The sequence below is a fragment of the Enterococcus sp. DIV1094 genome (assembly GCF_017316305.2).
GTDB lineage: Bacteria > Bacillota > Bacilli > Lactobacillales > Enterococcaceae > Enterococcus_B > Enterococcus_B mangumiae.
The window spans coordinates 3,097,354-3,112,357 of the sequence record NZ_CP147250.1; the positions used below are offsets into that span (position 1 = coordinate 3,097,354).

Annotated in this window: 17 protein-coding genes; 1 reads left to right on the top strand and 16 read right to left on the bottom strand. The window is 40.5% G+C overall.

Translation table 11 applies throughout. The annotated features are described in order from the left end of the window. Nucleotides 1-8: 8 nt before the first annotated feature. The 13 genes from DOK79_RS14645 to galE form a co-directional block, all read right to left on the bottom strand. Nucleotides 9-749 (bottom strand): tyrosine-protein phosphatase, encoded by a 741-nt coding sequence (locus DOK79_RS14645; protein ID WP_206857083.1) that lies wholly within the window; start codon nt 747-749, stop codon nt 9-11. A gap of 17 nt (nt 750-766) precedes the next feature. After that, nucleotides 767-1,444, bottom strand: a complete 678-nt coding sequence (locus DOK79_RS14650) for a CpsD/CapB family tyrosine-protein kinase (RefSeq protein WP_206857081.1) — start codon at nt 1,442-1,444, stop codon at nt 767-769. Between the two features lie 12 nt (nt 1,445-1,456). Continuing rightward, nucleotides 1,457-2,233, bottom strand: a complete 777-nt coding sequence (locus tag DOK79_RS14655; protein WP_206857079.1) for a YveK family protein — start codon at nt 2,231-2,233, stop codon at nt 1,457-1,459. A 20-nt stretch (nt 2,234-2,253) separates the two neighbouring features. Beyond that, nucleotides 2,254-3,108, bottom strand: coding sequence for a hypothetical protein (locus DOK79_RS14660; RefSeq protein WP_206857077.1), 855 nt, complete (start codon nt 3,106-3,108; stop codon nt 2,254-2,256). Nucleotides 3,109-3,117: 9 nt separating this feature from the next. Continuing rightward, nucleotides 3,118-3,765 (bottom strand): class D sortase, encoded by a 648-nt coding sequence (locus DOK79_RS14665; protein WP_206857192.1) that lies wholly within the window; start codon nt 3,763-3,765, stop codon nt 3,118-3,120. Between the two features lie 31 nt (nt 3,766-3,796). Then, nucleotides 3,797-4,378, bottom strand: coding sequence for a hypothetical protein (locus DOK79_RS14670; protein ID WP_206857076.1), 582 nt, complete (start codon nt 4,376-4,378; stop codon nt 3,797-3,799). Nucleotides 4,379-4,669: 291 nt separating this feature from the next. Beyond that, nucleotides 4,670-5,713: a tRNA (adenosine(37)-N6)-threonylcarbamoyltransferase complex transferase subunit TsaD gene (gene tsaD, locus DOK79_RS14675; protein WP_206857074.1), complete on the bottom strand. Its 1,044-nt coding sequence runs from the start codon at nt 5,711-5,713 to the stop codon at nt 4,670-4,672. Further along, nucleotides 5,710-6,180, bottom strand: coding sequence for a ribosomal protein S18-alanine N-acetyltransferase (gene rimI / locus DOK79_RS14680; RefSeq protein ID WP_206857071.1), 471 nt, complete (start codon nt 6,178-6,180; stop codon nt 5,710-5,712). The genes tsaD and rimI (DOK79_RS14680) overlap by 4 nt, the downstream gene beginning before the upstream one ends. A 6-nt stretch (nt 6,181-6,186) precedes the next feature. Next, nucleotides 6,187-6,729: a ribosomal protein S18-alanine N-acetyltransferase gene (gene rimI, locus DOK79_RS14685; protein ID WP_206857063.1), complete on the bottom strand. Its 543-nt coding sequence runs from the start codon at nt 6,727-6,729 to the stop codon at nt 6,187-6,189. Continuing rightward, nucleotides 6,713-7,435 carry a tRNA (adenosine(37)-N6)-threonylcarbamoyltransferase complex dimerization subunit type 1 TsaB gene (gene tsaB, locus DOK79_RS14690; protein ID WP_206857191.1) on the bottom strand — a complete coding sequence of 241 codons (723 nt, stop codon included), beginning with the start codon at nt 7,433-7,435 and terminating at the stop codon, nt 6,713-6,715. The genes rimI (DOK79_RS14685) and tsaB overlap by 17 nt, the downstream gene beginning before the upstream one ends. A gap of 135 nt (nt 7,436-7,570) precedes the next feature. After that, on the bottom strand, nt 7,571-8,563 hold the full coding sequence (locus tag DOK79_RS14695) for a LacI family DNA-binding transcriptional regulator (RefSeq protein WP_206857058.1): 993 nt from the start codon (nt 8,561-8,563) through the stop codon (nt 7,571-7,573). A gap of 28 nt (nt 8,564-8,591) precedes the next feature. Then, entirely contained in the window at nt 8,592-10,076 is a 1,485-nt protein-coding gene (galT, locus tag DOK79_RS14700; protein WP_206857056.1) for a UDP-glucose--hexose-1-phosphate uridylyltransferase, read from the bottom strand. 11 nt (nt 10,077-10,087) lie between these two features. Beyond that, nucleotides 10,088-11,077, bottom strand: a complete 990-nt coding sequence (gene galE / locus DOK79_RS14705) for a UDP-glucose 4-epimerase GalE (RefSeq protein WP_206857054.1) — start codon at nt 11,075-11,077, stop codon at nt 10,088-10,090. A gap of 245 nt (nt 11,078-11,322) precedes the next feature. Between galE and DOK79_RS14710 the strand changes: the two genes are divergently transcribed. After that, a complete protein-coding gene (locus DOK79_RS14710; protein ID WP_010735150.1) occupies nt 11,323-11,490 on the top strand; it encodes a DUF3042 family protein in 168 nt (55 codons plus the stop codon). A 110-nt stretch (nt 11,491-11,600) separates the two neighbouring features. On the opposite strand, the gene DOK79_RS14715 is transcribed toward DOK79_RS14710, so the two are convergent. The 3 genes from DOK79_RS14715 to DOK79_RS14725 all read right to left on the bottom strand — a co-directional run bounded on the left by DOK79_RS14715 (nt 11,601) and on the right by DOK79_RS14725 (nt 15,002). Then, nucleotides 11,601-13,406, bottom strand: coding sequence for an FAD/NAD(P)-binding protein (locus tag DOK79_RS14715; protein WP_206859020.1), 1,806 nt, complete (start codon nt 13,404-13,406; stop codon nt 11,601-11,603). A gap of 220 nt (nt 13,407-13,626) precedes the next feature. Then, on the bottom strand, nt 13,627-14,022 hold the full coding sequence (locus tag DOK79_RS14720; protein WP_206859021.1) for a rhodanese-like domain-containing protein: 396 nt from the start codon (nt 14,020-14,022) through the stop codon (nt 13,627-13,629). A gap of 14 nt (nt 14,023-14,036) precedes the next feature. Further along, nucleotides 14,037-15,002, bottom strand: a complete 966-nt coding sequence (locus tag DOK79_RS14725) for an ROK family glucokinase (protein ID WP_206859023.1) — start codon at nt 15,000-15,002, stop codon at nt 14,037-14,039. Between the last annotated feature and the right edge of the window lie 2 nt (nt 15,003-15,004).

A 15,004-nucleotide genomic window follows, 5' to 3' on the forward strand; every position in this document is an offset into this window, starting at 1 on the left:
AAACACTTTTATACAATAGGTCGAAAATCTTTTGCATATACTTGCTCCCCATTGATGATATCTCTTGTAACTTGATCCATTTCTTCGATAACTGTTGGTCCAAATTTTTTCTCTACGATGCTATAAGCTTTCTCCATATAAAAATCCCGATCTTTTCGACTATGGGCATCTGAGGCGATCATCTGAACGAGACGGTTTTGGACCAGTTCTTCACTTAATTTCTTGATCTGTTTGCCATAAACACCTGCAATACTTGGTGCAGTCAATTGAGCCAAACAGCCCATATTCAAATAAGGTAATAACAAATTGGGGTTTTCTTGGAAACCGCGGTTTCTCTCGGGATGGACAATGATTGGCACAATCCCCATTTGTCTTAATTCATAAAATAAACTTTCTGTGTACTCGGGAATATTATTTGTTGGCAGTTCAGCCAACAAATAACGATCGGTGACATCTGCAAAAAGAATCTTGTCGCTGTTGATTTCGTCGATCAAATTTCTGCTTATTCGGACTTCTTGTCCTTCAAATAAAGTTAATAGGATGGACTGTCGATCGAGTTCTTTTTGCAAGTCTTCGACAGCTACTAAAACATCGGATTTTTCGTTGGAGAAACGTTGGTTGTGATGAGGGGTGCATAAAATGTGGGTGATTCCTTGTCGAACAGCTTCTTCTGCCATGGCAATTGATTCCTTGACCGTTTTTGGGCCATCATCGATACCAGGTAAAATATGACAATGTAAATCAATCATTTCTGCTCACTTCCTCATTAATAATAGTAATAATTGAACTCGGCATTTTTCTTTGCACCATTGTAGACGACACCTAAAATCGTTGCTTGTGCAATCGTTAAAAGTTCTTTTGCTTTGATCAATTCTTGTTTCACTGTTTTCCGTTCGCGTACGACTAAAAGAGTGCCGTCGGTCTTAGCAGCTAAAATTTGGGCATCTGTGACTGTTGCAATGGGTGGTAAATCAAAGATGATCAAATCAAACAATGACTTCAATTGTTCGATCACTTCTTCCATCCGTTTAGAATCAAGTAATTCTGAAGGATTGGGCGGTTTTGGACCACTTGTCATGACCCACATATTTTCCACAGAGCTTTGGTGGTAGTAATTCTCCGCTCTTCCTTCACGATCGCCTAAGAAATTACTTAGTCCATTGACATTTGGCAATTGAAAAGTCAGTGCAACACTGGGCTTTCTCAAATCAGCATCAACGAGCAATACGCGTTTTCCACTGTTTGCAAAAACAACTGCTAAGTTGGCTGCCGTCGTCGATTTTCCTTCACCCGGTCCTGAGGAAGTCACGACCATTGTCTTCAACTCTCGATCGACAGAAGCAAATTGGATATTGGAACGAATCGTCCGATATTGTTCGGAGATCATCGCATTTTTATCTGTAATACTGAGTAATGAAACAGGTAATATAGTGTTCTTCTTCATAAATAGTTCTCCTTATACACGTTTTCGTGAACGACGGCTTTCTCTTTGGTCGTTTGTTTCAATTGTTTCTACTTGTGTCGTCTGAAACATCCGTCCGTTTTCAAGCTCTTTTTTCGTCATTTCATTGACATCTCCAAGGATCGGCAATCCTAGTTCTTCAGTAACGAAACGTTCATCTTTGACTGTTTTGTCCAACAATTCAAGAAGGAAAGCTAGCCCGATCCCAATCATCAATCCTAATAATCCACCGATTGCGACATTCAACATATTGTTTGGCGAAACTGGTGTTGGATTGCTTTGTGCTGCAGAAGTGATCGTTACTTTATTAACATTCAATACGTCTGCTGCTTTTGATTGGAAGACTTGTGCTGTGACATTGGCAATGTCCGTTGCATGATCGGGATTATCGACAGTTGCGACGATTTGGAACATTTGTGAATTTTGTGATTGATTGACACTGATTACTGATTTCAGCTCACCTTTAGTCAGACTTTGTCCATAATTTTGTTCAAGTTCTCGTTGGACATCGTTGATGACGACATCCCCTAAAATCATATCTTTATACGTGTTTATCAACATAACATTTGCGTTGACATCTTGTAGATTGGTATTCGCATTTTCTGCTTTTGACTGAACAATCATCTCAGCAGATGAACTGTACTTAGGTGTGATCAAAAAGAATGTCACGCCTGCAGCCAAAGCAAATCCAGCAAGTGTAGTTGCAAGAATAAGCAACCAACGCTTCCTTAAAATATCAAATAATTCTCCTAGACTAATCGTTTCTTCCATGTTTTCTCCACTTTCTATCGTTAATATCTTTTCTTAACTTTGCGTCTTCTTAATAATTCGCTCAATAACCAGATGATAAAACTACAAATTATGAGCACGATCCCCCATTGAATAAATGTTAAAATGAAATTGGTGAGATACGTAGTTAAAAAATGATAGAGCGACTTAGAATTGATTCCGATACGCTCGACCATTCTGGAAAGGTACACAAAAAGCGGTAACGCTAAAAGCATCAGACCAGCGCCACCAACTGCATAACTTAAATAGCGCAACGCACGATGGAAAAAACGTGTGTCGATAGCAATGATTGCGATCACTAGCAGTGCGGAAACTGTCAGTGTAAAGAAAGTCAATAAGGTCAGCGTTCTCTTGTAGCCCATCACTTGCTTTCCATACGTTAAAAGATAGGGAATCTCAATATATTCACTGTAAGTTTCTATTGCAGATTTCTTCAAATTATCGATGGATTGTTGGGTTTCTGCATTGATTTCATAATCATTTTCTTTCGCATAGTCTTCGATTTTTTTCTGGATCGTTTGATCAACATCTTCTGTCCGTTCAATCATAAAAGGAATGTCGGTGTAGATCGAGCGGATGTAGTGTTCAATATTTGATTGAACGTAGGATTGAGGAACAGCGTCTGCCAATACATCTGCGGGAATATTGCTCCCTCGACCTAAATCGCTGATTCTTTGATTGATTTCTGTGGTGATCGTTTCTGAATAGTTGGCTTCTTCCATGGCTTTTTCCATGAATTGTTGATTGAACAATGTTAGTCTCAATACAACTAAAGTCATGCCGGCAAACAAACTCAAGGAACAGATGAAAGTAAGTACCCAACGGGACCCTTTTTGCATGAATTTTTGCGTACTCATGATTTCCTCCTATTTATTAGGATTGATCAACGGACCGTCAACTAACTCACAGATAACAAAAAGCCGTTCATCCGTCATGCCTAAACTATCAACAGGATAGCATGTATATAGAAGCAGTATTGGTTTATCTTTTTGACTGATCAATTCATTGATTTCCGGATCATCTTTATGACGAATCACCATTTCTTTGACTCGATAACGGTAATTCGCGTAGGTCGTATTCGCTGTTACGATATCATTCGTCTGAATACCGCTCAGTTTACCGAACCCATCAACATTGTGCCCACCGATTAATGAAGTTCCAGTCTCACCTATGTAGACAGAACCCATATATTGTCCGGCACCTTTTCGTAATATCTCATCGGTATCTCCAAAATACAAAGGCACATTCAAATTTAAAGAATCCACAATGATCTCACCGTAGCGTTCGCCACCTCGAGGGTAAGTGATACTACTAGATGGTAATTCATTGTTCTCATCTTTTGCGATATCTTCTTCTTTGACAGCTTCAAAGGTCTGTTCATTTGTTTCAAATGTTGGTACATCTGAAAGTAAAAATAAATTGATAGAAGAAGTGGCAAAATGAATGACAGGTCGCCCTATGACGTACATAAGAGAATAGCCTACTGCCAAAAAAAAGACAGGGGCAAAGAGCATTGCCCCTAATCTCTTCAGCAGTTTACGCTTTTTACGCAATTTTCGTTTTTCTTCCTACTACAACCGCACCTGCTGCGACTAATAGTAATGACGTAATTGCTAATGCACTAGCGATATAGTTACCGCCTGTTTGTTTGATTGGAGAGCTAGTGCTAAACGCTGGTGATGTAGTACCATCAGCATTTTTTGCACCGATTTGAATATTGCCACCATTCCAACTTAGTATAACTAACCCTAACGCGTCAGCAACTCTCGTCACCTCTCGTTGGATCTGCATGATGATGTCCCGCGGTAAAGCACGGATCAAATCATCAAGCGTATTGATTCCTGTCATATCTATCGTCACTGAACTTAATAGATTACGCACGTTCTGAATTCCAGTAACGGCTGTTTCTACTTGTGCATCCGTTAAATCATTTTGTTTCAAGTGATTTTCGGCTTGTGTAATGTACGTATCAGGGACAGTAAAATCTTTTCCTTGAATAGTTACAGGTGCTTTCAACAAGTCTAGGATCTGTTGCTCATTCGCAGAAATCGCGCCAGCGGCATCTACAGGTACAGTGAACAATAATGCAGTGAAAAATACAACTAAATATCCGACAAACTTTTTCATCCATTCGACCTCCTTTGCATTGAATTGTGAAAACATTGAATCTTGTAAAAAAACATAGGAAATAACATTATTCTTTATATTTCCTACAGCACTTATACTATCACATAGAATTATATGACACAATTTATATCCCTTGCTTTAACTGATGTTTTTCTGAGGCAATCTACCGCTGAATACGGGGCTCTTGGCAAGAATGAAACTAGTTGAATCAATAACTGATACATCATGAGAATAAACTATATCGATATAACCTTTTATAGGACACTCATTTAACTCGCAGTGTTAGGTTTATTACCTAACACTTGCAAGTGAGTTATCTAACACTAAGCTTGGTTCTGCATTTAGTTGATAATTTGCGAGATGCCCTTTTCGCCATTCGATGGAAGCCGCTGCACCGATCATGGCAGCATTGTCGCCGCAAAGACGTAATGGTGGTACGATCAATTCCAAATCGGGTAGCTCAGTTGCCAAGTTTTCTTTCAAACTTTTTCTTAATCCTTGATTGGCAGCCACTCCGCCTGCGAGGATCAATTGCTTCACCGGATAGGTTTTGCACGCTCGGACGGTTTTAGTTACCAACACGTCAACGACGCTTGCTTGAAAGCTTGCGGCTAGATCCGCTCGGTCTAATTCTTCCCCTCGTTGTTCTGCATTATGCACTAAATTAATGAATGCACTTTTTAAGCCACTAAAGCTAAAATCAAAATTATCTTCACGGATCATTGCCCGAGGGAAGTTGTAGGTATCTTTGCCTTGATAAGCCAATTCATCGATTTCTTTTCCACTCGGATAGGTCAATCCTAATACACGTCCTACTTTGTCATAGGCTTCCCCAGCGGCATCATCTCTTGTCTCACCGATGATCTCATAAGCGCCGTCTTCTTCCATATAAACTAACTCCGTATGGCCGCCACTGACCAACAATGCCATCAATGGAAATTCATATTCTTTTTCAAAACGAGCAGAGTAAATATGTCCTGCCATATGATTGACTGGAATCAAGGGTAAGTGATTTGCCCAGGCAAAGGCTTTTGCTGCCGAGATTCCAATAAGTAAGGAGCCGACAAGTCCTGGTCCTTGTGTGACAGCGACTGCTGTGAGTTGTTCCGCTGTCACTCCCGCCTCAACTAATGCTTCTTCAAGACATAAAGTGATCTGCTCTACGTGATGCCGACTAGCAACTTCAGGGACGATCCCCCCAAAACGTTTATGACTATTGATTTGTGAGGCAACGATATTTGATAAGATCTCTTGTCCATCTTTGACAACAGCTACGCTGGTTTCATCGCAACTTGATTCGATTGCTAGAATCAGTTCTGTTTGTTTTTCATTCAATGTTTCATCGCCTCCGTTTTTAGCTTTGTACACATGATGACTGCATCTTCATCTGGCTCATGATAATAGGCCTTGCGTTTGCCTACTTGGCGAAATTTTTCTGACTCATAAAGATGTTGTGCGGCGACATTTGACTGACGTACTTCTAAAAAGACGCTATAGGCTTGGTTTGCTTTTTCTCGCTGAAGCATTTCTTGTAATAATCTCCTTGCGATACCTTTTTGTTGTTCAGTCGTCAAAACTGCGAGATTCGTCACTTCTACTTCATCAAGCACTCTGGTATATCCAAGAAAGCCAATGATTTTGTTCTCTTCGCGAACCACTAAGTAATTGGTTTGTGGTTGTTGGATATCGGTCAAAAATTGTTCTTTTGTCCAAGGCGAACCAGTTGAGAAAGCATCTTCGCTGAGTTGCCAAAGCTCGTATGCTAATTGTTCATCCTTGAAAGCTGTTTTTTCTTCAATCACTTTTTTTCACTCTTCTTTTAATATTTTTACCATGTCCAAGGCGTCTTCATTATTTTCGGTATAATACCCTTTTTTTACTTTCCTCGATTGAAAGCCTATTTTTCGATATAAACGTTGGGCATTCTGGTTGCTGATCCGTACTTCTAAGGACATTGTTTCACATTGATTATTGCGTGCAAATCTCTCGATCTCATTGATCAAATAGGTTCCGATTCGTTGCCGTTGATAGCTAGGACTGACCGCAATATTCGTGAGATGACAATCTAGTCCTAATATTCTAGAACCAACAAAACCGAATAATTTTTCTTTGTCGAATATCCCTAAATACAAAGTCAAGAATGGAGAAGTCAATTCGGAGATAAACGCCGTTTTTGTCCAAGGTAGTTCACCGAAATAGACTTCGCGTTCGATGCTTAACAGCTCTTTGACGTCATCGACTGTCAGTTCTCTTAATTGGTACTCTTTCTCACCAACAGTGATCGTTTTCGGTGGATAATCCTCTTTTTCTTTAAGCATCGTCCGTATATAGGCTTTAAATTTTTTCAACATAGCTTTCTTCTCCTGGCGTATGTGTCTCTAGCCACTTTTCTTCTGCTTCCACTCGTTTTAAGTAACGTGGTAAAAAGGCTTGGATATCGCTGACCGGATGGCTTGAAGCACCTAATTGCGCAACGACGACACCACTAGGAATATCCCAAAGTGGCAAAGTATTACGTTTGGCAGACGGGATTGATTCTGCGATTTCCGACTCAAATTTGTGGCAATCACTACCGACAAAAGTGATCGCTCCATCCATTTGTTTTAATTTCTCCGCTAATTCCGCAAAAGAGATATGGGTGTCTTCTAGAAGTGTTTCCAGTTTCCCATGATGCCAACGATAGGCACCTGCGTAAACATTCTTTCTTCTTGCATCAAACATCGGTACGATGATTCCGTCGATCCCCACACAATTTGCTGCAAGTACGGCAAGGCTGGAAACCCCAACCAATTCTTTATTTAATGTGTAAGCTAATGTCTTAGCAGTTGTTACCCCGATTCTCAATCCTGTATAAGATCCTGGACCGCTTGACACAGCAACTCGGTCGATTTGTTCTGGTGTCAGTTGGCAATCTGAGATCAATTGATCCAGCGCTGGCATCAAGGTTAGACTATGGTTTTTCTTTTTATTTACTTGGATTTGACCTAACACCGTTTGGTCTTCAATCACGCCAATCGTTAAGGTTTGATTTGCTGTATCGATCCCTAATGTAATCATTTGACCGTTCCCTTCTGCTACTCTAATATCGCTTTTCATTGTAGCATACTTCCAGAGAAAAAAGGGAAGGAAAAATCAAGTTTGGCTTATGCCGCAGTTGAAATTTCATCCCTTTCGATGATTGATAACTATTCTTTATTCGTGCCCTGTTTTTGTTGATTCTCGTAAAACAAGTTCAGTGGCGATTGTTATTTTCCTTGCAACTGGTGCAGTCGTATGAATAAGCTGGAGTAAGGTCTCCACAGCCAACTCGCCCATCCATTCGGTATATACTTTGACGGATGACAGTGGTGGCGAAACGTATTTTGCCACGCTGATATCATTAAAGCCAATCACCGAAATATCTTGAGGGATCATTAGACCTGCTTCTTTGATTGCCTTCAATGCACCGATTGCTAATGCGTCATTTGCCGCAAATAGCGCGTCTGGTAAATTCTTTTCTTGTGATAAAAAGTGACGAACGGCTTGATACCCTGCCTCCACTGAAAAGTCAGCTTCGATGATTCTTCCAGATAGATGCTTCTCTTCACTGATCAATTTTTGGAAAATAGCTGTGCGAGGATCAGTTACTCTTGTTCGTTGTTGTTTCGTATACTCTTTCCCTGCTAGCATGACTACTTGTTTGACTTCTTCTTGCACGAAATGAGCCATCACTAAACGCAGACTTGATTCAAAATCGACCACCAAAGAATCGACGCCAAAAGTTGTGCCATCTGAATCGACAAGCAGAAGGTTTTCTTGTGTACGTTTTAATTCGTTCAATTGTTCATCGTCAAACTTTCCGAGTGCGATGGTTCCATCTGCTGGTTGGTCGCTGATTGCGTCCCATGTTTCCTTGATCAAACGAATGTTTGCTTCCTCGGCTTTTTTTTCGATGCCTAGACGTATCGAAAGATAATAGAGGTCTTCTAATTCTTCTTGCGTATCATACCATTGGATCAACTTGATTGTTTGCTTCTCAGAGGCTTGATTTTTATGGTGCTTTGTATAATTCAAGTGTTCCGCTGCTTCAAAAATTTTTTGCTTTGTTTCCAATCCTACTGACAATTTTTCATCATAATTCAGCACTCTGGATACAGTAGCAGGAGAAACTCCCGCCAACTGTGCAATGTCTTTGATTGTGGCCATACGTTCTCCTCCTGTAGGTGACTGATCCTTATAATGTTTCAGTAAAGCGTAAGAACGCAGCTTTTCCTTGCTCATCTCGTTTGAAGACCCCAGCATCTTCCAAGACGCGAGCAAAAACTTTTCCGACAGCTTCTTGGATGACGCCTGTAGCTGTCTCTTCAGTCACATCAGGATGGGCTTGTTTTAATTGATCTGCCCATTCACGGTGATAGTCTGCTACTTGGTTCTCTTCTCCTAGCAAGTAATGCTTCACTTCTTCTAATTCTGTTTTTAAACGAGGCGGCAACACTGCCAAGCCCATGACTTCGATCAATCCGATGTTTTCTTTTTTGATATGTTGGATGTCACGATGTGGATGGAAAATACCTTCAGGATGTTCTTCTGACACATTGTTGTCGCGCAACACTAAGTCGATTTCAAAATAATCGTCTCTTCTACGAGCGATTGGTGTGATCGTATGATGCGGCGTACCATCTGCTGAAAAAGCAACGACCGATACAGTTTCATCGGAATAGTTCTGCCACTTATTGAGTACAGTATCCGCTGCTTCGATCAATAGTTCTTTATCTGGTGACTGTAAGCGAATCACTGACATTGGCCATTTGACGATTCCTGCAATCACTTGTGGATAGTCATTTAACTTGATCAATTTCTCCATCGGCGCTTTTGCCATTGGAAACTCATGTCTTCCGGCTTGGTAATGGTCATGCGACAAGATCGAACCACCTACGATCGGTAAATCAGCATTCGAACCCACGAAATAGTGTGGCAATACTTCGGTGATTTTCAACAAACGAGCGAATGTTTCTTTTGTGATACGCATTGGTCGATGTTCTTCCGATAAAATAATCGAATGTTCATTATAGTAGGCATATGGCGAATATTGGAAGCCCCAACTTTCTCCGTCTAAGTTCATTCGGATGATTCGATGATTTGTTCGTGCGGGATAATTCAATCTTCCTTTGTAGCCTTCATTTTCCATACATAACATACAAGATGGATAATCCACTTTCACCGCTTTTCTTTCTGCGGCGATCTGTTTTGGATCTTTTTCTGGTTTAGCTAAATTGATCGTGATTTCCAAATCCCCATATTCAGAAGGGTACGTGTATACGATATTTTTAGCGATTGCTCGTGTTTTGATATAGTCATTGTTACGGCTCAACTGATAAAAATAATCGGTCGCTTCTTCTGGACTTTTTGAATAATGTTGGGCAAAAAACGCATTAACAACAGACGGCGGCGGTGTCAAGAAGTCCATCAGTTGGGCTTCGAACACTTCTCGCTCCGCGACTAAATCGGTCACTTGTCCATTCAATTGTGCTTGTTCAACTAAACGGTTCAACAAGTCCACTGATTCCTCTTGAACTGGACGTACGTCAAAGGTCTCGCCAGCTTCTTCGCCAATAAGTCCTAAAATACGATTTTGTAAGTAAATACGGTCCATTTCCATCCAACCGCCAGAAGCGATGGCTAAAGTGACAAAATCTGCTATTGTTTGACTGATCGTCATTTTCTCTCCACCTACTTTTCATACCCATTAGGATGGCTTTCATGCCATGCCCATGCAGTTTTGATGATTTCTTTCACGTCTGTATATTTAGGCGCCCAGCCCAAGATCTCTCTTGCTTTTTCACTTGATGCAATCAAGCGACTTGGATCTCCTGCTCTTCGTGGCGCGATTTTCGCAGGGATGTCACGACCTGTGACTTCTCGTGCTGCTTCTAGCATCTCTTTCACTGAATAGCCTTTGTTGCTTCCTAAATTGAAGAAGTTGCTTTCATTGCCAGCCTTTAGATACTCCAACGCTAAAATGTGAGCAGCGATCAAATCTTCTACTTGTACGTAATCTCTGATACACGTTCCGTCTGGCGTATCATAATCGTCACCATAAACAGCCAATGCTTCTCGTTGTCCAAGAGCGACTTGTAAGATGATTGGAACTAAATGCGTTTCTGGCGTATGATCTTCGCCGATCGATGCATCCTCTTTAGCACCTGCTACATTGAAATAGCGCAATGCAACGTAGCGCATGCCATAGGCTTCGTCACACCACTTCATCATTTTTTCCATCATCAATTTGCTTTCCCCATAAGGATTTTTCGGATTCGTTGGTGACTCCTCTGTGATCGGTGATTCTTTTGGCTCGCCATAAGTCGCAGCTGTCGAAGAAAAGACGATGCGTTTCACATCAAATTCATGCATCACTTCTAATAACACTTGCATACCATAAACATTATTATTAAAGTAAACTAATGGTTTTTCGACCGATTCGCCAACTAAAGAACTTGCCGCAAAGTGTAAGACACCTTCAATCGTTTCTTTTTGAAAAACAGAACGCAAGAAATCTTTGTCACGAATATCCCCTTCATAAAATCGTGCATCCGTGTGGATCGCTTGGCGATGACCGGTTAATAGATTGTCCACGACTGCTACATCATAGCCCTTTTCAATTAATTGATCGACGGCATGGGAACCAATATAACCTGCTCCGCCTAATACTAAAATTGTCATGTTAAGACTCCTTTATCCATATAATTATATTCGTTATTTATTTTAACAAAAGTGAGGATCAGAAAACAGGGACTTTTTTTGGCAGGACCTTCTTTCGATTTATTTAGTAAATTTATAATAAAACATTTAGTAAACTTTTTCAACATTAACTTGTAAAGGGTTTCAAATAAAATACGAAAGACTAGCGTTTTTCTTTGTTTTGCTTCATAATGAAGAGGTCAAATAGATAAATGAGGTGAATCATTATGAAAAAATTTGTATCAGGTATTTTAGTAGGTAGCTTAGCTACTGTAGCAGCTGTTGCTGGATTAGTCACATCTGTAAAGAAAACAGTCATTGATCCAATCGACGAAAAAGAAGCAATGATTGAAGAAAATCGTAAAAAAGCAATGAGAAAACGTGTTTCAAGATAACAGATGATGAAAAAGCGTTTTGACCACCACTCATTCGCTTTTTCTGTCTTATGCTCTAAAAAAGAACGTTCTTTCAAGAAGTGATCACTTACTTGAAAGAACGTTCTTTTTTATGCCTCTTCCGCTAAAATCAATTGCGCAATATGATCGATTTGCTTTAAATTCCAAAAATCAACATGCGGCCTAGGAACAGAAGCCGTCAACCATTCGACTCCTTCTGTCGGAATACCGATGCAAAACAAATTGTTTTGAACTTCCCCATTTGCATCGATCACACGAGAACTGCTACGTTCCACTGCCACCGCACCTGAAACATACTCTCCACTTGGATCATGTAACTGGAACGGCTGAAGGATTTGCTTCTCACGAAGATTCTTTAGTACCGGATTGCTTGTTGTTTGTAAATCATTTTTTGGTAATCGTGCCTCAATGAGGTAATCGAATGTAAGCTCCCTGTCTTCAAGACAAAAGTGTCCATTCTTTCCGGCAATTGTAAACGGGGGTTCCACCAAACGAAAAATCCCCGCATCGATCAAAGCTGCTAATTCCTGTGTTCTTCGTAAAGGCGGACCAATGGTAAAGAACGCATCAAACGTATTGAACCATTGCCACAAGACTTCTTTGTATTCTTTTGCCGAAAAGACCTCCCACAACATCACTTGATGCACGAGATTACGCCAGTCTTTCAAAGCGTCCAATGTCGCAATCAAAGGTCCGTCAACATTGCCTTTTTGTGCTTCGCTGATCTGATCTTCGATATATTTCCGACTCATTTCTGGATAAGGCAACGTATGATCGGTCAAGTGATCTAGTAGATCCCAAGACCATAAGTCATGAGATAGTTCAGGATATTGTTGCAGCCATTCGTTTTCTGAAGATACAAGGAAGACTTCTTGAAATTCACTGAGAGAAATCGCTAAACCGCGTTCTTCAATCACTTTTTTATAGTAAAATAGCTCAAGTTCTTTCTTTAATTCTGCAAAGAAATCTTGACCACTCAATTTTTTGGTGCGATAGTACGTTTCTAACCGTTCTTGTGTCAGAATAACTGGTTTTGCCACTTCGCCCACTTTTTTCTGATTTCGGCCATGAGGATAATAAGGGAAGCCACGGCGAGAACCACAATATACGATTGGTTCTTCACCAGAAGGTAGATAAACTGATTTCCCTCCCTGTTCTACAAAACGCCCACCACGCTGCTGGGTCAATAAACCGATATAATCAAAGAAACACAGCCCTAAACCGCGAATAAACACTGGCTCTTTCGCAGGTATCATCGATAGATCAACATCCGCAGGGTTTGCTGGTCCTTGATAAAACAAATCGTGCGCAGCAGCATACCCACTCAATTGGTTTTCTTCTGTCGTAAGTTCATGTTCCCAGTGACCAGTCGCCAGGATCAGCTGATCTACCACGTATGTTTCTTCTGTTGTTTGTACGACATATCGTGTGTCTTTCTTTGTTACTTCAGTGACCAATTGTTGGACATAGTTAAAACGATCAGGAAACCGCTCTTGCAGTTCCTCGTAGAACCATTGCAGATAAGCGCCAAAGAACCGACGACTTGTTGGTTGGTTTTCTGATAAGTCAGCCGCTTCACGTAAAAAAACTTCTTTTTCTTTGATATTAGTTTTCTCGAGGTATGAAGGTCCAAGTTCTTTTGCCCATTGATAGAGATTTATCCCGTTAGCGATGACACCACCGCTACTTAATGTTTCATCCGTGAACATCGTTACTTGCGATGCTAAGGAATTCATCAATACTTCTTTCGGTTGATCCACCCGCCATACTTTACCGCCGATTCCACTTGGATCAAATAGCAGGATCTCGATCTCTTTTTCTTGTTGATTATTATAAAGTAAACGTTCTAACATGCTAAGTCCACGAGGTCCTGCCCCGATAATCCCAATTCTCATCTATCCACCTACCTGTATGTATTCGCTCTATTGCTCACTTCGCTTTAAAAAAATTTTTAAATACTGGAACACTACGACCAGCTATAATCAGAGGTTATACCCTCTGATTCAATCATAGCATAATTTTTCTACGATAAGAAAAAACAACAAGAAAAAAGAGCAAATAACAGCTCTTATTCTTGTTGCTACTAAGGTTATACAAGAGGCGCGTGCCATCTCATTAAATTTTCTTACTTTTGATTTTACCTGACCAGCCGTCATAGCCGCCTTTTAAGATGTATATATCTTGGTAGCCTGCTTTACGTAATTGGTTGGCTGTACGAATACTCAAACTTTTCTTTTGATCATAAATATATACAGGTTGATCTTTACGAATCGAACCAAGTGAGTTTTTTAGTACTGTATAAGGAATATTTCTTGCGCCTAAAATATGTCCCGCATCAAAGACGTCTTTTTCACGAACATCGATGACTTGCGCGCGACGCATACCTTCACGAAATTCTGCTTCTTCAAGCATTGTCGCTGAACGTTTAGCCATTACTCGCAAGTAAACTTCCCAAAATACGATTGCTAAGATGATCAGTAATAAAATGATGTTAATAATCCATAAAACCATGTCATGCCTCCACGTTATTCAGCATATTTCAAGGCTAATGATGCAGCGCCGATCACGCCTGCTTCATTTCCTAATTCTGCTAATTTGATTTTTGTTGATTCTCTTACTTGAGGGAAGGTAAATTCTTTGAAGTATTTTTCTACACGGCTACGCAAGAATTCCCCAGCAGCGGATACGCCTCCACCAATCACAATACTTGATGGATTCAATGTGTTTCCTAAATTCCCACAAGCTAAACCTAAGTAAAGACAGACACGATCGACGACCATCAAACCAAATGGATCATCTGCTTCTGCTAATTCAAAAACATCTTTACTTGTTACTTCTTCCCCATTATCAAGCATTGCTTTCAATCTAGAATCGCCAGCATATTCTTCTGCTAGATGACGAGCTACTCGAACCACACCTGTGGCACTTGATACGGTTTCTAAACAGCCACGTTTGCCACATGTACATTCAAAACCATTTGGATCGATCGTGATATGACCAACTTCTCCAGCCGCGCCAGTCACACCATGAAGCAAATGACCATCTGCAACGATACCACCACCAACACCTGTACCTAGTGTGATGAACACGACATCAGGATCATTTTCGCCGGCACCTTTCCAACGTTCGCCTAGTGCTGCAACATTTGCATCATTATCGATCGCAAATTTGATACCTGTTCCTGCTTCAATCATTTTTTTGACAAATTGCAACTCACGCCAATTTAGATTATAAGCACCAATCACTGTACCAGCTTCGCTATCTACAGTACCCGGTGTACCCATGCCGATACCGATAAAGTCTTCAGCTTTCATACCGTATAAGTTCAGACGATGATTGATAGATTCAATGATTTCAGGAATAATGTGTTTGCCATCATCCAAAATATTGGTATCGATACTCCATTTCTGTTGAATTTCTCCGTCAGGTGTCAAGATCGCAAATTTTGCTGTTGTTCCACCTAAATCAATCCCAATAATTTTTTTGTCCATGA

What these genes read in the sequence shown, in the direction of transcription:
- DOK79_RS14645 (WP_206857083.1), bottom strand. Translation starts at nt 749, where the DNA reads ATGATTGATTTACATTGTCATATTTTACCTGGTATCGATGATGGCCCA.
- DOK79_RS14650 (WP_206857081.1), bottom strand. Translation starts at nt 1,444, where the DNA reads ATGAAGAAGAACACTATATTACCTGTTTCATTACTCAGTATTACAGAT.
- DOK79_RS14655 (WP_206857079.1), bottom strand. Translation starts at nt 2,233, where the DNA reads ATGGAAGAAACGATTAGTCTAGGAGAATTATTTGATATTTTAAGGAAG.
- DOK79_RS14660 (WP_206857077.1), bottom strand. Translation starts at nt 3,108, where the DNA reads ATGAGTACGCAAAAATTCATGCAAAAAGGGTCCCGTTGGGTACTTACT.
- DOK79_RS14665 (WP_206857192.1), bottom strand. Translation starts at nt 3,765, where the DNA reads ATGCTCTTTGCCCCTGTCTTTTTTTTGGCAGTAGGCTATTCTCTTATG.
- DOK79_RS14670 (WP_206857076.1), bottom strand. Translation starts at nt 4,378, where the DNA reads ATGAAAAAGTTTGTCGGATATTTAGTTGTATTTTTCACTGCATTATTG.
- rimI (WP_206857063.1), bottom strand. Translation starts at nt 6,729, where the DNA reads ATGTTGAAAAAATTTAAAGCCTATATACGGACGATGCTTAAAGAAAAA.
- tsaB (WP_206857191.1), bottom strand. Translation starts at nt 7,435, where the DNA reads ATGATTACATTAGGGATCGATACAGCAAATCAAACCTTAACGATTGGC.
- DOK79_RS14695 (WP_206857058.1), bottom strand. Translation starts at nt 8,563, where the DNA reads ATGGCCACAATCAAAGACATTGCACAGTTGGCGGGAGTTTCTCCTGCT.
- galT (WP_206857056.1), bottom strand. Translation starts at nt 10,076, where the DNA reads ATGACGATCAGTCAAACAATAGCAGATTTTGTCACTTTAGCCATCGCT.
- galE (WP_206857054.1), bottom strand. Translation starts at nt 11,077, where the DNA reads ATGACAATTTTAGTATTAGGCGGAGCAGGTTATATTGGTTCCCATGCC.
- DOK79_RS14710 (WP_010735150.1), top strand. Translation starts at nt 11,323, where the DNA reads ATGAAAAAATTTGTATCAGGTATTTTAGTAGGTAGCTTAGCTACTGTA.
- DOK79_RS14715 (WP_206859020.1), bottom strand. Translation starts at nt 13,406, where the DNA reads ATGAGAATTGGGATTATCGGGGCAGGACCTCGTGGACTTAGCATGTTA.
- DOK79_RS14720 (WP_206859021.1), bottom strand. Translation starts at nt 14,022, where the DNA reads ATGGTTTTATGGATTATTAACATCATTTTATTACTGATCATCTTAGCA.
- DOK79_RS14725 (WP_206859023.1), bottom strand. Translation starts at nt 15,002, where the DNA reads ATGGACAAAAAAATTATTGGGATTGATTTAGGTGGAACAACAGCAAAA.